This window comes from Polaribacter gangjinensis (assembly GCF_038024125.1).
GTDB lineage: Bacteria > Bacteroidota > Bacteroidia > Flavobacteriales > Flavobacteriaceae > Polaribacter > Polaribacter gangjinensis.
Window position 1 is genome coordinate 260,067 of the sequence record NZ_CP150662.1, and the last position, 22,950, is coordinate 283,016.

At 34.1% G+C, this 22,950-nt stretch carries 20 protein-coding genes; 12 read left to right on the top strand and 8 right to left on the bottom strand.

Features of this window, described 5'->3' with window-relative positions; genetic code table 11:
* The first annotated feature begins 219 nt into the window (after positions 1-219).
* On the top strand, positions 220-2,481 hold the full coding sequence (gene recG / locus WHA43_RS01065) for an ATP-dependent DNA helicase RecG (protein ID WP_105045328.1): 2,262 nt from the start codon (positions 220-222) through the stop codon (positions 2,479-2,481).
* Positions 2,482-2,561: 80 nt separating this feature from the next.
* On the opposite strand, the gene WHA43_RS01070 is transcribed toward recG, so the two are convergent.
* The 5 genes from WHA43_RS01070 to meaB form a co-directional block, all read right to left on the bottom strand.
* Positions 2,562-3,995 (bottom strand): TolC family protein, encoded by a 1,434-nt coding sequence (locus WHA43_RS01070; RefSeq protein ID WP_105045329.1) that lies wholly within the window; start codon positions 3,993-3,995, stop codon positions 2,562-2,564.
* The gene (locus WHA43_RS01075; protein WP_105045330.1) at positions 3,988-7,239 is read right to left on the bottom strand and encodes an efflux RND transporter permease subunit; all 3,252 of its coding nucleotides are present in this window, start codon (positions 7,237-7,239) and stop codon (positions 3,988-3,990) included. The genes WHA43_RS01070 and WHA43_RS01075 overlap by 8 nt, the downstream gene beginning before the upstream one ends.
* Before the next feature lie 22 nt (positions 7,240-7,261).
* On the bottom strand, positions 7,262-8,338 hold the full coding sequence (locus WHA43_RS01080; protein WP_105045331.1) for an efflux RND transporter periplasmic adaptor subunit: 1,077 nt from the start codon (positions 8,336-8,338) through the stop codon (positions 7,262-7,264).
* Positions 8,339-8,469: 131 nt separating this feature from the next.
* Positions 8,470-8,898: a hypothetical protein gene (locus WHA43_RS01085; RefSeq protein WP_146104880.1), complete on the bottom strand. Its 429-nt coding sequence runs from the start codon at positions 8,896-8,898 to the stop codon at positions 8,470-8,472.
* A gap of 215 nt (positions 8,899-9,113) precedes the next feature.
* Positions 9,114-10,187 carry a methylmalonyl Co-A mutase-associated GTPase MeaB gene (gene meaB, locus WHA43_RS01090; RefSeq protein WP_105045333.1) on the bottom strand — a complete coding sequence of 358 codons (1,074 nt, stop codon included), beginning with the start codon at positions 10,185-10,187 and terminating at the stop codon, positions 9,114-9,116.
* Positions 10,188-10,279: 92 nt separating this feature from the next.
* Between meaB and WHA43_RS01095 the strand changes: the two genes are divergently transcribed.
* The 9 genes from WHA43_RS01095 to WHA43_RS01135 all read left to right on the top strand — a co-directional run bounded on the left by WHA43_RS01095 (position 10,280) and on the right by WHA43_RS01135 (position 16,459).
* Complete coding sequence (locus tag WHA43_RS01095) at positions 10,280-10,825, top strand: RNA polymerase sigma factor (protein WP_105045334.1); 546 nt, start codon at positions 10,280-10,282, stop codon at positions 10,823-10,825.
* Positions 10,822-11,385: a hypothetical protein gene (locus WHA43_RS01100; RefSeq protein ID WP_105045335.1), complete on the top strand. Its 564-nt coding sequence runs from the start codon at positions 10,822-10,824 to the stop codon at positions 11,383-11,385. Before WHA43_RS01095 ends, WHA43_RS01100 begins: the two co-directional genes overlap by 4 nt.
* The gene (locus WHA43_RS01105; protein ID WP_105045336.1) at positions 11,366-12,775 is read left to right on the top strand and encodes a hypothetical protein; all 1,410 of its coding nucleotides are present in this window, start codon (positions 11,366-11,368) and stop codon (positions 12,773-12,775) included. Before WHA43_RS01100 ends, WHA43_RS01105 begins: the two co-directional genes overlap by 20 nt.
* Positions 12,776-12,886: 111 nt before the next feature.
* Positions 12,887-14,365 (top strand): cysteine--tRNA ligase, encoded by a 1,479-nt coding sequence (cysS, locus tag WHA43_RS01110; protein ID WP_105045337.1) that lies wholly within the window; start codon positions 12,887-12,889, stop codon positions 14,363-14,365.
* A 42-nt stretch (positions 14,366-14,407) separates the two neighbouring features.
* Entirely contained in the window at positions 14,408-14,653 is a 246-nt protein-coding gene (locus WHA43_RS01115) for a hypothetical protein (RefSeq protein ID WP_146104881.1), read from the top strand.
* Positions 14,653-14,955, top strand: a complete 303-nt coding sequence (locus WHA43_RS01120) for a type II toxin-antitoxin system RelE/ParE family toxin (RefSeq protein WP_105045339.1) — start codon at positions 14,653-14,655, stop codon at positions 14,953-14,955. The genes WHA43_RS01115 and WHA43_RS01120 overlap by 1 nt, the downstream gene beginning before the upstream one ends.
* Positions 14,956-14,974: 19 nt before the next feature.
* Positions 14,975-15,244, top strand: a complete 270-nt coding sequence (yidD, locus tag WHA43_RS01125) for a membrane protein insertion efficiency factor YidD (RefSeq protein ID WP_226742925.1) — start codon at positions 14,975-14,977, stop codon at positions 15,242-15,244.
* 70 nt (positions 15,245-15,314) lie between these two features.
* Positions 15,315-16,145, top strand: coding sequence for a prolipoprotein diacylglyceryl transferase (lgt, locus tag WHA43_RS01130; RefSeq protein WP_105045340.1), 831 nt, complete (start codon positions 15,315-15,317; stop codon positions 16,143-16,145).
* A gap of 2 nt (positions 16,146-16,147) precedes the next feature.
* The gene (locus WHA43_RS01135; protein WP_105045341.1) at positions 16,148-16,459 is read left to right on the top strand and encodes a DUF6787 family protein; all 312 of its coding nucleotides are present in this window, start codon (positions 16,148-16,150) and stop codon (positions 16,457-16,459) included.
* Between the two features lie 11 nt (positions 16,460-16,470).
* Here the strand turns inward: WHA43_RS01135 and WHA43_RS01140 are convergent, their stop codons facing one another.
* Entirely contained in the window at positions 16,471-16,758 is a 288-nt protein-coding gene (locus WHA43_RS01140) for a hypothetical protein (protein ID WP_105045342.1), read from the bottom strand.
* Between the two features lie 55 nt (positions 16,759-16,813).
* Here WHA43_RS01140 and WHA43_RS01145 point away from each other — a divergent pair, with 55 nt between their 5' ends.
* Positions 16,814-17,440 carry an NUDIX hydrolase gene (locus WHA43_RS01145; protein ID WP_105045343.1) on the top strand — a complete coding sequence of 209 codons (627 nt, stop codon included), beginning with the start codon at positions 16,814-16,816 and terminating at the stop codon, positions 17,438-17,440.
* 58 nt (positions 17,441-17,498) lie between these two features.
* The gene (locus WHA43_RS01150) at positions 17,499-18,317 is read left to right on the top strand and encodes a lysophospholipid acyltransferase family protein (RefSeq protein ID WP_105045344.1); all 819 of its coding nucleotides are present in this window, start codon (positions 17,499-17,501) and stop codon (positions 18,315-18,317) included.
* A 144-nt stretch (positions 18,318-18,461) separates the two neighbouring features.
* On the opposite strand, the gene WHA43_RS01155 is transcribed toward WHA43_RS01150, so the two are convergent.
* Both WHA43_RS01155 and WHA43_RS01160 read right to left on the bottom strand, forming a co-directional pair.
* The gene (locus WHA43_RS01155; protein WP_105045345.1) at positions 18,462-20,666 is read right to left on the bottom strand and encodes a M1 family metallopeptidase; all 2,205 of its coding nucleotides are present in this window, start codon (positions 20,664-20,666) and stop codon (positions 18,462-18,464) included.
* Positions 20,667-20,836: 170 nt separating this feature from the next.
* Positions 20,837-22,948 (bottom strand): M1 family metallopeptidase, encoded by a 2,112-nt coding sequence (locus WHA43_RS01160; protein WP_105045346.1) that lies wholly within the window; start codon positions 22,946-22,948, stop codon positions 20,837-20,839.
* Positions 22,949-22,950: the final 2 nt, after the last annotated feature.

Here is a 22,950-nt window from a genome sequence, read left to right on the forward strand (position 1 = left end):
CTATAGGTTATAACGTACCTTACCCAAGTAGAACTCATAGTTACTTATAGTGTCATACAATAAATACAACAAAGCAACCCATCATTCAACACAACTAAATTTGCAATGCTCCTCTTTATGTTTGATATTTGCTTTTACAAATAAAATGCCATTCAAAATATAAAATTTCAACCCAGCTTTAAACCTTGAACCATAAACCCTGAACCTTGAATAGAAAACATGCATAATCTCAACAATCCCATTACGTACATCAACGGCATTAGCGTGCAAAGAGCTACTTTGTTGTACACAGAGTTGGGCATCAAAACCTGTAGAGATTTACTGCACTTTTTTCCTTTCAGATATATTGACAAAACTCAATTTTACCAAATCAATCAATTACAACCTTCCAATGCCGAGGTGCAAATTGTAGGAAAAATCACACACATCAAATCAGTAGCTCAACAAAAAGGAAGTAGGCTAGTGGCAACCTTTCAAGACGCCACAGGTACTATGGAATTGGTGTGGTTCAAAGGTCAAAAATGGATTGCAAATGCCCTAAAAATCAATGAGCCCTATGTGATTTATGGCAAACTGAATCATTTTAACGGCAGTTTCAGCATGCCGCATCCTGAAATGCAATTGGTAACAGAATATCAAAAAAAGCTGCAATCAGCCATGCAACCAGTCTATGCCTCCACAGAAAAATTGGCAAGTGCAGGCATCAGCAATAAACTAATCAGAACCTATATAGAGAGTCTTTTCAAGCAATTTTATGACGGAATTGAAGAAACGCTTTCGCACGAGATACTAAAAGAGCAACAGCTCATTTCCAAAAAAGAAGCCTTACTCAATGTACATTTTCCTAAAAGTCAAGAAGCATTGGCAAAAGGACAATATCGCTTAAAGTTCGAAGAATTGTTTTTCATTCAATTGCAATTGGTAAGGAAAAACCTACTTCATAAAACTAGAATAAAAGGGATTGTTTTTAAAAGTGTGGGCGATAACTTCAATAATTTTTACAAATACCATTTGCCCTTTCAACTTACAGGTGCACAAAAAAGAGTTCTCAAAGAAATCCGAAAAGATGTGGCTTCGGGCATTCACATGAACCGTTTATTGCAAGGAGATGTAGGCTCAGGAAAAACAATAGTAGCCCTGCTAAGCATGTTATTGGCAATAGACAATGGTTTTCAAGCAGCATTAATGGCACCTACAGAAATTTTAGCAACCCAACATTTCAATGCCATAGCAACAATGTTAAAAGACATGCCGATTACAGTCGATTTGCTAACAGGATCAACAAAAACCAAGAAAAGAAGAACCATTCACGAAGCACTAGAAAACGGCTCTTTGCACATTTTAATAGGCACACATGCCTTATTAGAAGAAAAAGTACAATTCTACAATCTAGGATTGGCAATTGTTGACGAACAACATCGATTTGGAGTCGCACAACGCGCTAAACTTTGGATGAAAAGCCCATCCCCAACCCTTCCCAAAGGGAAGGGAGTTAGTACAGAAAATAATAATATTATAAATTCTACAACTAAATTAAAAAGCCTCCCCTTGGGGAGTCCCGAAACTTCGGGAGGAGGGGAAGCACAATTGGAAAACACCCTCCCTTTGGGAGGGAAGGGGTGGGCTCCACCTCCCCACATCCTAGTAATGACAGCCACTCCAATTCCAAGAACATTAGCCATGTCTTTGTATGGTGATTTAGACATATCAGTGATTGACGAGTTGCCTCCAGGAAGAAAAGAAATCAAAACAGTACATCGTTTTGACAGTCAACGATTATCCGTCTTAAAATTTATGAGGGATGAAATCGCCAAAGGAAGACAAATTTATGTGGTATATCCACTCATTGAAGAATCAGAAGTATTGGATTACAAAGATTTGATGGATGGTTTTGAAAGCATTTCAAGAGAGTTTCCCATGCCAAAATACCAAATAAGCATTGTACATGGAAAAATGACTGCCGAAAAGAAAGAATTCGAAATGCAGCGTTTTGTAAAAGGCGAAACGCATATTATGGTAGCAACCACTGTAATTGAAGTAGGCGTAAATGTACCCAATGCCAGTGTAATGATTGTAGAAAGTGCCGAACGTTTTGGACTCAGTCAATTGCACCAATTACGAGGCAGAGTAGGGAGAGGTGCTGAGCAAAGCTATTGCATTTTAATGACCAGCGCAAAGCTGTCAGATGAGGCAAAAACAAGGGTAAAAACCATGGTCGAAACCACTGACGGATTTAAAATAGCAGAGGTAGATTTAAAATTACGAGGTCCTGGAAATCTCATGGGTACACAACAAAGTGGCGTGTTAAATCTTAAAATTGCAGACCTAATTAAAGATGGCGAAATCTTGCACCTAGCAAGAAAAACAGCCATCAAATTGCTAGAGCAAGACCCAAATATGCAGCAAGAATCAAACGAACGAATCAAAAAGGCATTCAACGAAATGACAAAGACTGCAAAAGTGTGGAGTAGAATTTCCTAATGTGTGGCAAAAGCCATAAAAAGAAAAGAGCTTGCCAAACCAATGACAAACTCTTTTCAAAAGACAAAATTCAAATACAGTTATTGCCAACCACCACCCAGAAATTTATACAGGTGGATGTTTGCCATCAATTGATCTTTCTTAGTATCAACCAAAGCAATTTTGGCTTCCAAAGCTTCGCGTTGGGTAAGCAAAACTTCCAAATAATCTGCCCTTGCTGAGGTAAATAATCTGGTTGATAGCGTAATAGATTCAGTTAGTGTAGTTACTTGACCTTCTTTAAAAGCATATACATTCTTCAAATTCTGAATATTAGAGAGTTCAGTAGCCACTTCTATGTAAGCATTTAAAATCGTTTTCTCATATTCAAATATCGCCTGAATTTGTTTGCTATTGGCATTTTTATAAATAGCTTTTATAGCATTTCTATTGATGATAGGCCCCACAATATCTCCTGCAAAACTATACACTAATGATTCTGGAGTTTTGGTTAAAAGTCCGGTTTTAAAAGCATTCAAACCAACACCAGCAGATATACCTAAAGAAGGATAAAAATTAGCTTTGGCAACTTTGGTATTCAATTTAGAGGCTTCCAATTCTAAAGAGGCTTTTTTGATATCCGTTCTATTTTCCAACAATTGCGAAGGAATTCCTGCATAAACCGAATCAATAGGAATGTTTAAAAAGCTAGCAGAATTTCTACTGATTTTACTAGGAGATTTTCCAAGTAAAAAACTGATTTTATTCTCTGTTTCTGTAATCTTCTGCGCAATTTCAAAGGTTTCACTTTGAGTTTTTTGTACCTCTGCAGTAAACCTTCTCACAGCCAATTCAGTAGTTTTAGCAGCTTCTTTTTGAAGTTTTACAATCTTCAACGCATTTTGTTGCAACTGTAAATTCTGATGTAAAATATCCAATTGATTGTCAAGTGCCATCAATTCATAATACGCATCTGCAATTTCTGCTACTAAGTTGGTAATCATAAAGTTTTTACCTTCTACTGAAGATAAATACTCTAAAACGGCAGCTTTCTTTTCATTGCGCAATTGTTTCCAAATATCCAATTCCCAAGAAGCAACCAATCCAACAGAATAATTGCGCAAAGGCTCAGGAAATTCCTCGCCATCTATGTGCAAACTTTCTTCAACAGCGCCATTTCTGGTATGTTTACCAACTTTCTCAACATCTGCACTTCCTTTGATATTTACAAAAGGAAGATATTCTCCTTTTTTAGCCTGAATCTGATTTTCAAACAAGGCAACAGATTGTGTCATGATATTCAGTTCTTGATTGCGAACCAAAGCAGTATCAATCAATGCAATAAGATAAGGGTCTGCAAAGAATTGTTTCCAAGAAGTTTTGGCAGTATTTAAAGAATCAATGGGTGTTGTTCCATAATTTTCAGGAACATTTGTTTGTGCTTTTCGGATGTCTTTCACAGGCACACAAGCATGCAGTACCAATGCCAAAATACCCACAAAAAACAGCGATTTATAGTGATGTAAATTATTCATCTTCTTTTCGTTTGGTTAATTTTTTGATTACTAGTTTCAACTCTTTCAATTTGAGTTTCAATTTACCCTTGGTATTGTCTTCACTACTTTTCATAATTTCTTCTGATAGTGGCTCACTCTTTTCATCTTTAATCAAATTTTTTCCATCTGATATAGTGGCAAAAATGTAATACAATCCAGGGATGATAAGAACTCCGAATACAGTTCCAATCAACATTCCACCCAAAGCAGAGCCCCCAATAGTTCTGTTACCAATAGCACCAGCTCCAGAGGCAATTACCAAAGGAATCAATCCTGCAACAAAGGCAAAAGAGGTCATTAAAATAGGACGGAATCTGGCTTTAGAACCTTCAATAGCTGCTGCTAAAATGGTAGCACCTTGCCTGCGTTTTTGCACAGCAAACTCTACAATCAATACCGCATTTTTTCCCAGCAAACCAACCAACATGATAATCCCAATTTGTGCATACACGTCATTGGCAAGTCCCATGCCTTTCAGCACAATCAGCGAACCAAAAACACCCACAGGAAGTGATAAAATAACCGCAAAAGGCAATAAAAAACTTTCATATTGTGCCGCCAAAACGAAGTACACAAAAATGATCACAATGATAAATATATAGAGTGATTCATTACCTCTTCGTGCTTCATCAAATGTTAAATCTTCCCAGCCAACATCATATCCTCTAGGCAATTCTTTGGCAGCAACTTCTTTGATTGCTGCAATGGCATCACCACTGGTATATCCTTTAGCAGGTAATCCTCTAATAGATGCCGAATTGTATAAATTGTATCGCGTAATTTCGTTAGGGCCAAGTTGTTTGGTGATGCTCATAAAAGACGAATACGGAACCATTTCGCCCGCTTCATTTTTTACAAACAGCTTTTCCAAATCTGTGGGAAGCCTTCTGTATTCAGGAGCAGCTTGTGTATAAACTTTAAAAAATCGACCAAAACGAATAAATCCTTGTTCGTAAGTACTACCAATTAAAATATTCAAGTTTTCCATGGCGTTTCCAATAGTTACGCCTTTTTGCATTGCTTTTTTATTGTCTATTTTCAATTTATATTGTGGATAATTGGCAGAATAAAAAGTAAACAATCCTGTAATTTCTTTGCGTTTCGCCAAAGCAGCCATAAACTCATTATTGATTCTCTCAAACTCATGATAATCAGTTCCGTTGGTTTTGTCTAACAAACGCATAGAAAATCCGCCAGAAGAACCAAATCCAGGAACTGCAGGAGGTTCAAAGTACTCAATAATGGCTCCTAAATCTTTGGTTTTTTCTTCCAATTCTTCCATAATTTCATGAACGGTATGTGCTCGTTCAGACCATGGTTTTAAATTGATCAAACAAGTTCCTGCGTTTGAGCCTCTTCCTTCTGTCATAATTTCATAACCGGCTAAAGACGAAACCGATTCAACTCCTTCAGTTTCTTCGCAAATGGCTTGTAATTTTTTAGCCACATCATTGGTTCTCTCTAAAGTGGCTCCTGGAGGAGTTTGAATGATGGCATAAATCATCCCTTGATCTTCATTGGGAATAAATCCTGCAGGCAATACCTTACTTGTAAAAAAGATTCCCACACAAAAGGCAGCTAAAATGCCAAAGGTGATGATTCTTCTTGCAACAATTTTATTCAAAATTGTTACGTATTTGCCTGTTATTTTTTCAAATCCGTTGTTGAACCAATAAATAAATTTATCAATAGGCGATTTCTTTTTGGGTTTTCCATGATTGTTTTGCAATAGCATCGCACACAAAACAGGCGTCAACGTCAAAGCTACAATTGCCGAAATCACAATAGAACCTGCCATGGTAATGGAAAACTGACGATAGAAAACTCCTACAGGTCCTGTCATAAATGAAATCGGAATAAATACAGACACCATTACCAAAGTAATGGCAATAATGGCTCCACCAATTTCTCCTAAAACTTCGTACGATGCTTGATATGGAGTTACATTCTTTTCTTCCATTTTTACATGGACAGCTTCAACCACAACAATGGCATTGTCCACCACAATTCCAATGGCCAAAACCAAGGCAAAAAGCGTAATCAAGTTGATGGATAACCCAAAAAGTTGCATCACAAAAAAGGCACCAATCAAAGAAACAGGCACTGCAATAATGGGGATTAAGGTAGAACGCCAATCACCTAAAAATAAGAAAACTACAATAGCAACAAGAATAAATGCATCTCGTAAAGTGTGCAATACTTGGTCTATAGAAGCATTTAAAAAGTTAGATACATCATAACTGATTTGAAACTCAATCCCTGGAGGAAGTTCAGCTTCCAATTCTTTTAGTTTTTCTTTTACTTGATGAATTACCTCACTACCATTACTTCCTAAGGTTTGTTTTAAAACGATAGATGCAGAAGGATTTCCGTCTAAATTAGAGTAAATATCAAAAAACTCACTGCCCAATTCTACATCAGCAATGTCTGCTAATTTGATCAATTGTCCTTCTTCATTGGCTCTAATAATGATTTCTTTGTATTGCTCTGGTTTGTTAAAACGGTTTTCATACGTCAATACATATTCTAAAGCTTGCGAGGTTTTTCCTCCATCACTTCGTCCCAATCTTCCGGGTCTTGCCAAAATACTTTGGTCTTGCATGGCTTCCAACACTTCTTCTGCAGAAATGTTATAGGCACGCATTCTGTCTGGTTTTAACCAAACTCTCATAGCATATTTTCTACTTCCTAAAATTTGTGCACTCGCAATTCCATTGATACGTTGAATCTCAGGAATGATTTTAGTATAAGAATAGTTGTATAAAAACTTTTCATCAATACTTTTTTCTTTGCCATAAAGGTTTACGTACATCAACATACTGGGTTGCACTGGGGTAATGATAACACCCTCTCTTTGCACCAATTCAGGCAACAAAGGCATTACTTGATCTACTCTTGTTTTAACCCTTACTACTGCCTGATTTGGGTCAGTGCCTGGTTCAAAAATTACACGCAAGGTTCCTTCACCTGCACTAGTAGCATCCGAAGCAACATAACGCATTCCTTCCACACCATTAATGGCTGTTTCTAAAGGAATCAAGGTTGAGTTTACCAAAACATCGGCACTTGATCCTGGATACGCAATAAAAATATTGACGGTTGTTGGCGCAATTTCAGGAAACTGTGATATGGGTAATTGTTTGATAGCAAGCAATCCTGTAAATACTATCATTACAGAAATTACAATGGCTAAAACGGGTCTTTTTATAAATTTACTAAACATGTTTTTGTAGTTTTAGTACTGCTTATTCAGCAAATAATTTAAGATTAGAAAAGACGGTTTTTGGGTTTAAATACTCGCTCTCAATCTTTTCATTGTTTTTTACTTTACGAATGCCATCCAACAAAATTTTGTCATTTTTTGATAGTCCTTTGCCAATGATAAAAATATTTTCAAGCTCGGCACTTACTTGTATTTCACGTTGTTTAATGACGTTATTGGCATCCACAACATACACATATCTTTTATCCATAATTTCAAAAGTGGCTTTTTGCGGAATGATAACAGCATTTTTCATGGGAATTGTAAGTACAATATTTCCTGTTTCACCATGTCGTAAAATGCCATCAGGATTTGAGAATGTTGCTCTAAAAGCAATATTTCCTGTTTCGTTATTAAACTCACCTTCAATGGTTTCTACAATTCCTTTCTCAGGAAATGGTTTGTTGTTTGCCATTAAAAGCGTTACTTGTTGTTTTTCGTTTTTCTTAGCACTAGTGATATAATCTAAGTATTCAGCTTCTGGAACATTGAAATACACCCACATTTTACTGTTGTCAGAAAGCGTGGTAAGTAACTCGCCTTCATCAAGCAAACTGCCTTCTCTTACGTGCAAGTGATCCATGATGCCATCAAAAGGCGCTTTGATATCCGTAAAATCCAAATGGGTTTGTGCCAATAAAACTTCGGCTTTTGCAATGTCATATTTTGCTTTTGCCATGGCAAGTTCGTTTTTAGAAACGATATTCTCATCTGCCAATAATTTGGTATTCTGATATTCTATTTCTGTCACTTTTTCTTCGGCTTTTGCTTTTAAAAAATCGGCTTTGTAAATGTTTGGCATGATGTTAAACATCATTTGTCCTTTTTTAAGACTCTGCCCTTCATCTACAAAAATTTGTTTTAAGTAGCCTTTTTCGATGGCTCTAATTTCTATGTGTCTGATAGAATGTATCTGACTCACATATTCTTTGGTAATAACAGTATCTTTTTGGATAGGGTTTGTAATAGGATATTTAGAAGCTTCATGTGCCGCTTCATGGTGATTGTTGCAACTTGCATATAAAGTTACAATGAGAAGACCAATGAAAATTTTTCTCATAGGATTTGATATTAAAAATTTAAATGAAAATGGATAAATAACAATTAGCTTTCTTTGAAAGAACTAATTGATGCTAACTAAAATGGAATAGAATGTAACAGGATGCAGAATGAAATCCTGTTATTTGGGAATCAAATTCGATAAACTTCGAACTTTTGATACAAGTTTACAGCAACATGAGTTGCAAAAGTATTTTGATAATGAGAGTTTTCTTTCGTTTTTAACGATGCATTCTCAAACAATACTCTGTAAAGTAATGCCGATGAATAAAAACTTACAACTGATTTTTTAAGTTTGTGTGAAAGGGATTCTTCTTGCTCTTCAACATCTTCAACCGGAATTTCCTCAATAATAAACAATTCATTGGCAATATTGATAGATGGTTTAAAAGCTTCAACTTTTACAGCCTCATCAATTTGATTAGTGGTAGAGGTGTTTTCCTGAAAAGCGGTGAAGTAAGAAAAACTAGAAAACAGATGAGGTGTAGTTGCATAACTATTTATTACACTAGACAAAGTTGCTAGAAGTATAAAGAAGTGTATGTAAAGTTTATTTCTCATCGCATGCAAAATTATTGTAATCTAATGAGTTGACCAAATGAACTTTTGGATATGTTTTTTTGACAGACAATATTTGTGAAAACAATCAATTTTTAGGAGTAACTTTTTATTGTTATCAAAATAAGAGGCTCTTTTTTTCTAATACACTAAAAAAAATATACTTTCTACCAATTTAATTATTGAAAGTGAAATGCCTAAAACGCAACACTCAACACTCAACACTTTCTTTCTAACAATCGTTTTGCAGCCAAAAAGGGCGTTGTTTTTCCTGCTTCCAATTGTTGAATTTCATCAGAAAGCAATTTCTGTATTTGAGGATTTTTGTAAAAAGTAGCTTTCAATTGTTGCTCAATAGTAGAGAGTAACCAAAACCTATTTTGTGCATTTCTATGTTGAGCAAAGTAGCCATTTTGTTTGGTGAGTGTTATATATTCTTGAATCATAGCAGCAATCAAATCAATTCCTATATGCTTCAAAGCGCTTGCTACAAGTACTTTTGGTTGCCAATTGCTTTCTTTTAAAGGATACAAATGCAAGGCTTTATTGAATTCGACTTGTGCAATTGTAGCATTCTTTTCATTCTCACCATCTGCTTTATTAATCACAATAGCATCAGCCATTTCTATAATACCGCGTTTAATGCCTTGCAATTCATCTCCTGCACCCGCCAAATTCAGTAATAAAAAGAAATCAACCATAGAGTGTACCATCGTTTCAGATTGCCCAACTCCAACTGTTTCAATAATGATGGTGTCAAATCCAGCTGCTTCACACAAAATAATACTTTCTCTTGTTTTTTGAGCAACACCACCCAACGAACTTCCTGCAGGAGAAGGTCTGATAAAAGCATTGGGGTCTGTGACCAATTGCTCCATACGTGTTTTATCACCCAAAATACTGCCTTTATTCACAGAGCTACTGGGGTCAACAGCCAATACAGCTACTTTTTTTCCTTGACTAGTAAGGTGTTTTCCAAAGGCTTCAATAAACGTACTTTTTCCAACACCTGGAACGCCTGTAATACCAATTCTGATGGAATTGTTCGCAAAAGGCAAGCATTTTTCAATGATTTCATTGGCTTGCTCTTGGTGCTTGGAATTCGTACTTTCAACCAAAGTAATGGCTTTGCTTAAAAACGGAATGTCTCCCTGTAAAATAGCTTGTACAAATTCATCCACCGAATTTTTCTTAGCACGGAATTGCTTGATTTTAGCTGCACTCAAAGCACTCGTCGTTTCTGGTTGAGAAACGCCCGGTATTTCATGAAGTGCAGATGGTTTTTTAGCCATTTTTATAAAATAAAAGTAAATTTAGAAATAAAAATTCACTCATTTTGCAACAGAACAAAAAATCTGTCGTCTTTTAAGTAACGATTGTATTAATGAAGCCAACCAAACAGCTACATCAACATATTATTGATCAATGCAAACAAAACAATGCAAAAGCACAAATGCAGTTGTATGGATTGTACTGTAAAGCTATGTTTTCTGTAGCGTTACGAATGGTGAATGATACGTTTGTAGCAGAAGAGGTAATGCAAAAAGCCTTCATCAAAGCGTTTAAAAAAATAGATACGTACAAAAATGAAGTGGCTTTTGGAGCTTGGTTAAAGAGAATTGTCATCAACCAAAGCATGGATGAGTTGAAGAAAAAAAATACAGACATCATTCCGATTTCTAAAGAGATCATGACAATTTCAGAAGAAGAGGAGAATTGGCAAATTGAACATGAAATTACAATGGAGGATGTTAAAAAAGCAATGCAACAATTAAAGGATAAATACAGAATTATTCTAACACTTTATTTAATTGAAGGTTATGACCATCAAGAAATAGCAGAGATTTTAAACATCACAGAAAATACCTCTAGAACACAATTATTACGTGGAAAAAATGCGCTTAAAGAAGCATTAAAATGTAGATTATGACACAAGATATTAGAAAATTAGCAAAGCAAATCAGGAAAGAAGAAACACCTTTACCTGCAAATCACGAAGCAAATTTCGAGAAATTATTAGTGGCTGAATTGCATCAAAAGCAACCTAAAAAAGGCTTTATAAAATGGATTTCAATTGCGGCTTCAGTAGCAGTTTTGGTATGTATTTGTAGTTGGTTATTTCTTACAAATGAAAAAGATGCAACCCCAATAAATCCACCTGCAAAAGAAATTACATTGGGTACTATTTCCCCAGAATTCAATACAATTGAAACCTATTATATAAATAGTATCAATCTGGAAATCAGTGAAATAGAAATTGACAATACCAACAAAGAACTCATTGATGGCTATTTAGTAAAAATAGCAGAATTGATGAACGAATACACATTATTAACCAAAGAGCTCAATACAAAAGGGGTTAATAATGCCACCATTGATGCATTGATTCGCAACCTGCAATTGCGATTAGAACTGCTGCAGCAGTTAAAAAAACAGTTATCACAATTTAAAAATCTAAACAAAAAAAAGGATGAATTACAAATTTTATAAAACAGTCATTCCGTTTGTTGTTATGTTTGCAACAACAAGCATTTTCGCTCAGAAATATGACCGAAAATACAATGAAAAATTCAATGTTGACAAAGACGTAGAAATTGCCATTAATGCCTCCAATACAGAAATTTCTGTTTCCAATTGGGATAAAAATGAAGTAGAAATTACAGCATTTATCGAAATTGAAGGAGTTTCTAAAGAAGCTGCTGAAAAGTATTTTAAAAACTGGAATTTTGAGGCCTTAGGCAACAAAAGTAAAGTGAAGATTACCACACAAACCAACAATCGTTTTCCATTCAATAACGAGGTTGTTTTTTTAGACAACTCAAATTTCAATTTCCCAAATGTTTTTGAATTGGATTCAACGTTTATGGAAAAAATTGTCATGCCAAAAGTAGATTTTGATTTTAATTTCAATAATGATTTTGTGTTTTGGGATGCCTCATCAATAGACAATCTTGTAGGAAAAAATGGCAAATATTCTTTTCACTGGAAAGATGGTGAAAATGACATTAAAATTGAATCCAAGGAAGATTGGGAAAAATTTAAAAAGTCAAAGGATTACAAAAAATGGAAAGATAAAATGGAAAAAGACCGAGAAAAAATGCGCAAAGAGTTTGAGGCCTCTCGTGAAAAAATGAAGAACGAAATAGAAAAAAACAAAATCTATATCCAAAAAATTGACAAAGAAAAAATGCGACAGCAATTGGAAAAAGCAAGACAAGAATTGGCAAAAGTGAAAATGCATTTTGCTACAGAATCAGACAATGTTATGATTGATGGTAAGAAAGTAAAAATTACAAAAAAAATTGAAATCAAAGCTCCAAAAGGTGCCACTTTCGATTTAAATACGCGTCATTGCAAAGTAAAATTACCCAACACTGTCGCTTTCGGGAATGTAAAATACGGTTCATTTGATGCCATTAATTTGAATAATAGCAAGTTAACCATCAATTATTCGCCAGTAAATATCAATGATATAAGTACCAGTAATTTATTTTTAAACAACGTAACTGATGCAAAAATTGCATCAGTTACCAATACAAAAATCAATACGAATTATTCCAATGTAACTATTCAGAATATTCATAAAAATGTGGAACTTTCAACAAAGTTTGGGGATTTAAACATTCAAAAAATTCATGCGGATTACGCTAAATTATTACTGTATCTCAATTATACAAATGCAATTGTAAATCTTCAGAATTTAGATAAAAACCTACTTTTTGAAATAAAATCAATGACAAATTCAACCGCAAATCCTTCTATGAAATTGAATGTTCTAAATGAAAAATCAAAAAAAATCAACGGAAATTTTACAATTAAAACAAAGGATTCTACTTTTTTTATCAACGGGAAATACAGTCAAATTGCTGTAAATCAATAGTGTATTATCTAAAATAAGACACTTTTTTTTATCAAACTTCTAACAGTTTTCCATTTCTATATTCTGCTGAAAGTGCCTATCTTTAGCCACCAAAAATAGCCACTTTTTTAAATGGAACGTTACAAAGAACAACAGCTTAAAATTTACAATTCGCTTACCAAGCAAAAAGAAGTTTTCAAACCTATTACAGAAGGCTATGTTGGCATGTATGTTTGCGGACCTACAGTGTATAGCAATGCACATTTAGGAAACGTACGAACGTTTATGTTTTTTGACGTAGTGTTCAGATATCTGTTGCATTTGGGTTATAAAGTGCGTTATGTGCGTAACATTACTGATGCTGGTCACTTAGAAAATGATGCTGATGAAGGCGAAGATCGTATTGCTAAAAAAGCACGTTTAGAGCAAATTGAGCCTATGGAAGTGGTACAAATGTACACAGTTGATTTTCATAACGTTCTGAAAAATTACAACTTTTTACCACCAAGCATTGAGCCAACAGCTACTGGTCATATTGTAGAACAAATAGAAATGATCAAAGATATCTTAACCAAAGGTTTTGCGTATGAAGTAAATGGCTCTGTATATTTTGATGTGTTGGAATACAACAAAAAAGGAAAATACGGAATTCTTTCAGGAAGAAAAATTGAGGATTTAATTCACAATACACGTGCTTTAGACGGACAATCTGATAAGAAAAATCCGCAAGATTTTGCGCTTTGGAAAAAAGCAGACGAGCGTCACATTATGCGTTGGCCATCTCCTTGGAGTGATGGTTTTCCGGGTTGGCATTTAGAGTGTTCTGTAATGAGTACCAAATATTTGGGCGAACAATTTGACATTCATGGAGGAGGAATGGATTTGAAATTTCCACACCACGAATGCGAAATTGCCCAATCACAAACCTGCAGTGGGGTAAAACCTGTCAATTATTGGATGCACACCAACATGTTGTTGCTAAATAGTCAAAAAATGGCAAAATCAACTGGGAATTTTATTCTGCCAAACGAAATTTTAACAGGAGAAAATACCATTTTACCCAAACCATTTTCGGCAAGTGTAGTGCGTTTTTTCAACATGCAAGCCAATTACAGAAGCATTTTAGATTTTTCGGGAGAGGCCTTAGAAGCTGCTGAAAAAGGACATGCAAAATTGATGGAAGCCATTTCTTTTTTAGATAAAATTGAAGCTGGAAATGCATCAACTTTTGATGTTCAAGAATGGAAATCAAGTTGTTATGATGCCATGAATGATGACTTCAATACACCAATTCTTATTGCGAATTTGTTTGAAGCTGTAAAGGTCATCAATCAAATCAAAGAACAAAAAGCCAGTGTAACAGCACAAGATTTGCAAGAGTTAAAAGAAACATTGCATGCATTTGTATTTGATGTTTTAGGCTTATTGAATGAAACTTCGCAAGAAAATTCAAACAAAATCAACGAAGTTATTGAATTGCTCATCAAACTGAGAAAAGAAGCGCGTGAAAATAAAGATTGGGCATTGTCAGACCAAATTAGAGACGAGTTATTAGCCTTAGGAATTCAGTTAAAAGATGGGAGAGAAGGCACAACGTTTACAATGAGTTAATTGATTTTAAGAATTGGAATATTAAATTTAATTTGAATTATTATGGATTTTGCAACTAGAAAATTAATACTCTTAGAACAATTTATGAAGATTGTAAGCCCAGAAAAAATTGAAAAATTAGAACAGTTTTTTAAAAAAGAAATTTCTAATGATCAAGATGTTTGGGATGAAATGCCAAATACAGTTCAAGAAATAGTTGATTATAGTTTGAAGGAAAGTGAAGAAGGTAAGGTAGTTTCGCATAAAGATGTAATTTCCAAAGTCAAGAAAAAATACAACATTTCTTAATGGAAATTAATTTTACGACTTCAGCAAATATTTCCTTTGAAGATGAAATTGATTTTATTTTTAGAAAATGGAATTTAGATGAAGTTGAGAAGTTTATAAATCTAGTTGACGATTTTATTATTAATCTCTCTAAAAATCCATATTTAGGTAAAAAATCAAATAAAAGAGCCATCAGAGTTTTTGTAATTTCAAAACAAACAACAATTATTTATAAGGTTTACGAAGATTTGAACAAAATTGATATAATTTACTTTTGGAATAATAAAAGAAATCCAAAGGAAATGAAAAAACTTACCAAATAATAAATCTAAAAAACTAAAATTGAGCAAAAACCTAGTAATTATTTTTTTACAAAAAGCACTTATTTTTCCGTTTGTATTTTTAGTTCGGTTTTATCAAGTGGCAATTTCGCCTTTAACTCCTGCAACCTGCAGATACAGTCCAACTTGTTCACATTATACGTTGGAAGCTTTGCAAAAACACGGACTTTTTTCTGGTGGATGGTTGGCAATCAAACGAATTTTTAGCTGTCATCCTTGGGGAGGAAGTGGTTATGACCCCGTTCCTGAAAAGAAATCACACAAACATTGAATTAACACACTTTCTTATTTGAAGATACAATTAGCTTCACTAAGTTTGCATACATAAAAATAACAATACCATGAACTATTTAGCAATCACTTGGGATCCCTCTTTAGGCATCAATCTTGGTTTTTTTACCATTCGTTGGTACAGTTTGATGTTTGTAGCCGCTTTTTTGCTAGGCTTGCATTTGATGAAAAAAATCTACATCAAAGACGGCATTCCTGTTGAAAAGTTAGATACCTTGTTCATGTATACCTTCATTTCTATGTTGATTGGAATGCGTTTGGGAGATGTATTTTTTTACAGTTGGGATTATTATCAAGATCATTTATTAGAAATTATCATTCCGTTTAAACAAGTAAATGGCACTTGGAAATTTACAGGTTTTACAGGTTTTGCAAGTCATGGAGCAGCCATTTCTATCATTTTAGCGATGTATTTTTATGCCAAAAAGCATTTGCAAAAACCCTGGTTATTTATTTTAGACAGATTGGCAATCATGGTAGCCTTATCAGGATTGTTCATACGAATGGGAAATTTTTTCAATTCAGAAATTGTTGGAAAAGCAACTGGCTCTGATTTCGGAGTGATTTTCAAAGCAAATGGCGAAGATTTTGCGCGTCATCCAACCCAAATTTACGAAGCCATCAGTTATCTAACCTTGTTTTTTGTAATGTGGTATTTGTATTGGAAAACCAACATCAAAGAAAAAACAGGATTTCTTTTCGGACTTTTCATGACTGTTTTATGGTCGATGCGTTTCTTAATTGAATTCTTAAAAGAAGAGCAAGTAGAAGGAAGAGAAGATGGTTTTTTCAATTTGTTAAATACAGGGCAAGTATTGAGTATTCCTTTGATTTTGATAGGTCTTTGGTTGATGATTAGAACATTCAAAAAGACAGCCTAATTTTGTTAGAAAAATTAAAAGAACGCTGGGAAATTTCTAGCAATTGGTCAATTGTAGCAATTTTAATAGTTTTTGCCATCAATGGTTCGTTTGCAGCTTGGGTAGCAAAACCAGTAACTAATTTTTTAGGAATTTCTCCACAAAACATGTATCCTTGGTTGTATTGGACACTAAGAATTTTGTTAGTTTTTCCTATTTATCAAATCACACTTCCTATAGTTGGTTGGCTTTTTGGGCAGTTTCAATTCTTTTGGGCTTTTGAAAAAAAGTTTTTAAGCAGATTGGGTTTTGGTTTTTTGTTTAGAAAGAATTAAAAAAGTGAAATTTACTTTGAATCTTTGAAACTTTGAAACTTTGAAACTTCATCACCGGTTTTTTCAATATAATTCGTATAAATCCATAGCATTGTAAATGTCGGAATGACATCAGAAAAAGGGATAATTTCTTCGATAAAACTAATCAATCCAGCAATTTTACCTTTGGCTCCTGCATACATTCTTGTCAGGATAAAGGCTGATAAAGGTGCCCAAACAACATCAATAAAAGGTATAGGAATCAATCCAACCAAATCCAACCCAATACTCAACAATAATTTTTGATATTTTTTATCCATAGTTTTTGTACTTTGGTTTCCTAAAGTAACAACTTGTTAAAAGTAAGTATTCAAAATGAATTTTACAGAATTCACCTCAAAAATTAATTACTTAAAAGTAGCAAACTTAGGAGGTTTGGATGCCCAATTTTTGTTAGCTCCCAAACTTCGATTGCAATACGATGCGCAAAAAATTGCAGCAAATAATCCGAGAAAAGCCGGAGTTTTAGCACTTTTTTATCCAAATGAACAACAAGAAACTACTTTTTTATTAACTCAAAGAGCGAGTTATAATGGTACACATTCTGCACAAATAAGTTTTCCTGGTGGGAAACTAGATAAAAATGATATCAATTTACAAGAAACTGCCTTACGTGAAACCCATGAAGAAGTGGGAATTCATCCCGAGAACATCAAAATTATAAGAGAATTAACAGCCGTGTATATTCCGCCAAGTAATTTTTTAGCTACTCCGTTTTTGGCGTATACACACAGCAAACCAAATTTTAGTGTAAATCATGAAGTTGCCAAAACCATTGAAGTTTTAGTGAGTGATTTGTTGGATGAAAAAAACATAACTTCAGCTATTTTAGACACTTCATACATGAAAAACGGAGAGGTTCCTTGTTTTAAAATTCAAGATTTTATCATTTGGGGAGCAACAGCCATGATGTTATCAGAAATTAAAGAACTTTTAAAATAGTAAAATCTTAAATTGTTTTGTATTTTTGGTAGTTGAAATTCATTAAAACAATACTAAAATGCCTTTATTAAAAAGGAATCCTTTTGGACATTATTTATTTCTAAAAAAATGGTTGATTCGTGTTTTCGGAGTGATATCTCATGGGAGATATCGAAAATTCAATAATCTGCAAATTGAAGGTTCAGAGGTTTTAAGAAATTTACCTGATAAAAATGTGTTATTCATTTCCAATCATCAAACCTATTTTGCAGATGTCGCTGCCATGTTTCATGTATTCAACGCTGCTTTAAAAGGTCGTGAAGACAATATTAAAAACATTGGGTATATCTGGAATCCAAAATTGAATATCTATTTTGTAGCTGCAGGTGAAACCATGCGTGCAGGATTGTTACCTAAAATATTTGCTTATGCAGGATCCGTTTCTATTGATAGAACATGGAGAGCTGATGGAAAAGATGTCAATAGACAGGTAAAAAATTCAGACATTTCGAACATTGGAAAAGCCTTGAAAGATGGTTGGGTAATTACCTTTCCTCAAGGAACTACAACGCCTTTTAAACCCATTAGAAGAGGAACTGCACATATTATAAAAACGTTTAAACCAGTGGTAGTACCTATTGTTATTGATGGTTTTAGACGTTCTTTTGATAAAAAAGGATTGAATATTAAAAAGCGAAATGTGCTACAATCTATGGTGATAAAAGAGCCTTTACAAATTGATTATGAGAACGAAGAAATTGCTGAAATTGTAACGAAAATTGAATTTGCTATTGAGCAACATCCGTCGTTTTTAAAAGTGTTATCTCCAAAAGAAGTTGAAGAATATTTTGCAGAAGAAGAAGAATTGAACAAACAGCGTACTTTCTGGAATTCTTAAGAATTGCTTATTTTTTATTTTTATTGATTATAGACACTGATATAATTTTTGAATTTGATGTGAAATTTTAATCAAAAACAACAAATTATTACAAATAAAAAAGCCCCAATTTTGGGGCTTTTCTTATGAATCAACAGTACTCAATTAATTTTGTACTTTGTTTTTAAACTGATCAAATTTGTCAGATTCTTTCTTAGGCCAGCTATTGTTAGAAGTATCAACATCTGCAGTTTCTAAATCTGGATCAACAGTAATGCTAATGATTTCTTGTGAAGAAGCAAATACTCTTTTCACTGAATTGTCATCTTTCATCCAAATTTGTGCTGGGAAAGTTTGTCTTTCTTTTGTGCCATCTTTGTAGGTTAATTCTACAATAATTGGCATTACCAAACCTCCTGGTTTGTCAAATTCAACAGAGTAAATATACGAAGGTACTTCTTTACCATTTACATATTTTGCCATAGCATTCGGATTCGCATCTTCCTTAATGTCAGTAATATATACCAAATCACCTAAACTATCAAAGTAATCTTTGTATTGTGCTTTTAGTTTTTGTACACGCTCACTTGGTTTGTCTGTCAAATACAAAGGTTTTACATCTTTAATTCCGATATCGGTTACATCAGTAGTGTAAAACCAACCTCTCCAAAACCAATCTAAATCCATAGCAGAAGCATCTTCCATAGTTCTAAAAAAGTCTTCTGGAGTTGGGTGTTTAAACATCCATCTTTGTGCATAAGTTCTAAAAGCATGGTCAAATAATTCAGGACCCATAATGGTTTTACGCAACATATATAATCCTGCAGCTGGTTTTGTATATGCGTTAGGACCAAATTGTTTTACATAATCTCCTTGAGACATGATTGGTGAAATATTACTTTGATCACCACCCATATAACGTACAATATCTTTTGGTAAGTTTCCTGTATTAAAGTTTGGATCGTAATCCAATTCTGCTAAAATTTCAACAAATGAATTCAATCCTTCATCCATCCAAGTCCATTGTCTTTCATCCGAATTTACAATCATTGGAAAGAAATTGTGACCAACTTCGTGCGTAATTACACCTATCATTCCGTCTCTAACTCTGTCAGAATAAGTTCCATCTGGATTTGGACGACCATAATTGAAACAAATCATTGGATATTCCATTCCTTGTCTATCTGCATGAACAGAAACTGCTTTTGAATATGGATAATCAAATGTCAATTTTGAATATTCTTCTAAGGTATTTGCAACTACTCTTGTAGAATGTTTTTCCCATAATGGATTTCCTTCTTTTGGATATAATGAAGTAGCCATTACAGTTCTTCCATTAATATTCACAGCCATAGCATCCCAAATATATTTTCTTGAAGTTGCAAACGCAAAATCACGCACCATATTGGCTTTGTAATGCCAAGTTTTAGTGGTTGTTGCACGTCCTTTTTCAGTAACTTCAGCTTCAGCTTGGGTAACAATCATAACAGGATCTTTGAACGATTTTCTTGCTTTTTCGAAGCGAGCACGTTGTTCTTTTGTCAAAACATCTTTTTCGTTTTGCAAATCACCAGTTGCTTCCATAATATGATCAGATGGAACTGTGATTTTTACTTCGTAATCTCCAAATTCTAAGGCAAATTCACTACGCCCCCAAAACTGCATATTTTGCCATCCTTCTACATTATTGTACACACACAATCTTGGAAAAAATTGAGCAATGGTGTAATTATTATTTCCGTCAGGAAAATCTTCAAAACCAGAACGTCCTCCATCTTTTACAGAGTTGTTGATTTTGTAATTCCACTTAATGTTGAATACAAATTTCTCTCCAGGATTCAATGGTTTTGGCAAATTGATGCGCATCATTGTCCAATTGATTAAATACGATAAAGGTTTTCCGTCAGCAGTGGTTACTTTTTCGATATTGAAACCAAAACCTTTGCCTTCTTTCATAAAATCCTTTTTAAAATCTTCAGGAGTAAGAAAAGCAGAAGCAGCATTCGATTGTGCTAATGGAGTTTTAGAGTCGTCAGCTCTCATGTTTTGATCTAACTGAACCCATAAATAATCCAACACATCTTTGGAATTGTTATGATACGTAATTTTTTCATCACCAAAGATTTTGTTGGTACTTTCTTCTAAACGAATGTCCATCACATAATCTACTTTCTGTTGTGTATATTGATGTCCTGGAGCTCCAGAAGCTGTATGTTGGTCATTGGGTGTTGCCAACAAATCTTTCATTTGACGAAACTTATTTTCGTCAGTATGACCCTTTTGTGTTCCTTTTTTTACGTTAGTTTCTTGCGCCACAAATGCACTTGTGATGAAGAAAAACGAAAAAAACAGTAAAGAAATTTTTTTCATTTGTATTGATTTGATTTAATTTGAAAATAATCGTCTAAGGTAACAATTCACTTTAAAAAATGTAAAATAATACCAAATTTTAACAAACCTTTACCAAAAAAAGCCCATGAAACAAATCATGGGCTTTTTAAAATATTGAACTTTAAATTTTAAACTTTGGGAATATTAAATTATCCTTTAATATCTTTTTTGAATTTATCGAATTTATCGCTTTTTTCTCTTGGAAAACTATTGTTTGAAGTATCAACATCTGCAGTTTCTAAATCCGGATCAACAACAATACTTTCTATTTGTTTTGAGCTAGAAAACACTTTGGTTACTTCGTCATCAGTGTACCTCCAAATTTGTGCAGGATAAGTTTTGCGTTCTTTTGTACCATCTTTATACGTAAATTCTACAATAATTGGCATTACCAAACCTCCTGGTTTTTCGTAGGTAATTTCATAGTGATATTTTGAATGGTTTGTTGCATATCCCAATCCATCAGTTGTATCTTCAATAAAACTCACAGTATCATCTGAATTTGAAGAAGAATAGAATTTTTTCACTCCTTTTACACCAATATCTGTAACATCAGTAGTGAAAAACCATCCTCTCCAAAACCAATCCAAATCTACACCTGATGCATCTTCCATTGTTCTAAAAAAGTCTTCAGGAGTTGGGTGTTTAAACATCCATCTTTGTGCGTAGGTTTTAAATGCGTGGTCAAACAATTCTTTGCCCATAATCGTTTCGCGCAACATCCACAATCCAGTTGCAGGTTTGCCATAAGCATTGTTTCCAAAACTATACACATTGTCTCCTTTAGACATGATAGGCGCAATTTTCGATTGATCACCACTCATATAATTCACAATATTTTTAGGCAATCCTCTTGACATTGGGAAGTTTGGATCGTAAGCCAATTCTGCCAACATTTCTAAATACGAGTTCAAACCTTCATCCATCCAAGTCCATTGTCTTTCGTCCGAATTTACAATCATTGGAAAAAAGTTGTGTCCAACTTCGTGAATGGTAACTTTAATCATGGTGTATTTTACTCTGTCAGAATACGTTCCATCTGGGTTTGGTCTTCCTGGATTGAAACAAATTTGTGGATATTCCATTCCCATTTGTCCATCAACAGAAATTGCTTTGTGATAAGGATAGTCAAATGTATATTGAGAATAAGTTTTTAAAGTTTGGGCAACTGCTCTTGTAGAATGATCTCCGTACAAAGGATTTGCTTCTTTAGAGTATAAAGAATAAGCCATTACGGTTTTTCCATTAATGTCAACAGCCATTCCATCCCAAATAAATTTTCTAGATGTTGCAAAGGCATAATCTCTTACGTTTTCAGCAAAAAATTTCCAAGTTTTGGTTTTTTTAGCACGCGATTTTTCAATTTTTGTAGCTTCTTCTTGGGTTCTAATAACCACAGGATTATCGAAACTTTTCTTTGCCAACGCCAATCGTTGCAATTCTGTTTTTGATAAAACTTCTTTTTCGTTCAATAAAACACCTGTTGCACCCAACATATGATCTTCAGGAACTGTAATGTTTACCGTAAAATCACCAAATTCTAAAGCGAATTCACTTCGTCCCCAAAATTGGTCATTTTGCCAACCTTCTACATTATCATACACACACAATCTTGGATAAAATTGCGCAATCACATAGTTGTTATTGCCATCTTCAGGAAAATGTTCGTAACCTGATCTTCCTCCATCTTCTCTGTGATTGTTGATATTGTACCACCATTTGATGTTGAATTTAAACTTTTCGCCAGAAGCCAAAGGTTTTACCAAATTGATACGCATCATGGTTTGGTTGATGGTATAAGAAAGGGGAGAGCCATCAATATTTGTAACACTCATAATATTGAATCCACCATCAAAAGGTTCTTGAACATAAGATTTCTCAAAACGGTCTTTACGTAATTTTTCAGGTATTTTAGTTGGATTGATATCTGGTGTTTTAGAATCTTTAGCACGCATATTTTGGTCTAATTGCACCCATAAAAACTCCAATTTATCAGCAGAATTGTTGTGATAGGTAATGGTTTCTTCTCCTGAAATTTTTTGTTTTTCGTCATCTAAAGTAATGTCGATTTTGTAATCTACTTTTTGTTGTGTGTAGCCTTTTCCTGGCGCTCCAGAGGCATTGTGCTGCTCGTTTGGAGTTGCCAACAAATCATACATTTGTTTGAATTTGTTTTCATTGGTGTGTCCTTTCTTGGTAATTTGACCATACGAATTGGTCAAAAAAACAATTGAAAGAATTAAAAATCCGATTTTTTTCATGT

Excerpts from the sequence above, each read along its gene's own strand:
- recG (WP_105045328.1), top strand. The coding sequence starts at position 220 with ATGCATAATCTCAACAATCCCATTACGTACATCAACGGCATTAGCGTG.
- WHA43_RS01070 (WP_105045329.1), bottom strand. The coding sequence starts at position 3,995 with ATGAATAATTTACATCACTATAAATCGCTGTTTTTTGTGGGTATTTTG.
- WHA43_RS01075 (WP_105045330.1), bottom strand. The coding sequence starts at position 7,239 with ATGTTTAGTAAATTTATAAAAAGACCCGTTTTAGCCATTGTAATTTCT.
- WHA43_RS01080 (WP_105045331.1), bottom strand. The coding sequence starts at position 8,338 with ATGAGAAAAATTTTCATTGGTCTTCTCATTGTAACTTTATATGCAAGT.
- WHA43_RS01085 (WP_146104880.1), bottom strand. The coding sequence starts at position 8,898 with ATGAGAAATAAACTTTACATACACTTCTTTATACTTCTAGCAACTTTG.
- meaB (WP_105045333.1), bottom strand. The coding sequence starts at position 10,187 with ATGGCTAAAAAACCATCTGCACTTCATGAAATACCGGGCGTTTCTCAA.
- WHA43_RS01095 (WP_105045334.1), top strand. The coding sequence starts at position 10,280 with ATGAAGCCAACCAAACAGCTACATCAACATATTATTGATCAATGCAAA.
- WHA43_RS01100 (WP_105045335.1), top strand. The coding sequence starts at position 10,822 with ATGACACAAGATATTAGAAAATTAGCAAAGCAAATCAGGAAAGAAGAA.
- WHA43_RS01105 (WP_105045336.1), top strand. The coding sequence starts at position 11,366 with ATGAATTACAAATTTTATAAAACAGTCATTCCGTTTGTTGTTATGTTT.
- cysS (WP_105045337.1), top strand. The coding sequence starts at position 12,887 with ATGGAACGTTACAAAGAACAACAGCTTAAAATTTACAATTCGCTTACC.
- WHA43_RS01115 (WP_146104881.1), top strand. The coding sequence starts at position 14,408 with ATGGATTTTGCAACTAGAAAATTAATACTCTTAGAACAATTTATGAAG.
- WHA43_RS01120 (WP_105045339.1), top strand. The coding sequence starts at position 14,653 with ATGGAAATTAATTTTACGACTTCAGCAAATATTTCCTTTGAAGATGAA.
- lgt (WP_105045340.1), top strand. The coding sequence starts at position 15,315 with ATGAACTATTTAGCAATCACTTGGGATCCCTCTTTAGGCATCAATCTT.
- WHA43_RS01140 (WP_105045342.1), bottom strand. The coding sequence starts at position 16,758 with ATGGATAAAAAATATCAAAAATTATTGTTGAGTATTGGGTTGGATTTG.
- WHA43_RS01145 (WP_105045343.1), top strand. The coding sequence starts at position 16,814 with ATGAATTTTACAGAATTCACCTCAAAAATTAATTACTTAAAAGTAGCA.
- WHA43_RS01150 (WP_105045344.1), top strand. The coding sequence starts at position 17,499 with ATGCCTTTATTAAAAAGGAATCCTTTTGGACATTATTTATTTCTAAAA.
- WHA43_RS01155 (WP_105045345.1), bottom strand. The coding sequence starts at position 20,666 with ATGAAAAAAATTTCTTTACTGTTTTTTTCGTTTTTCTTCATCACAAGT.
- WHA43_RS01160 (WP_105045346.1), bottom strand. The coding sequence starts at position 22,948 with ATGAAAAAAATCGGATTTTTAATTCTTTCAATTGTTTTTTTGACCAAT.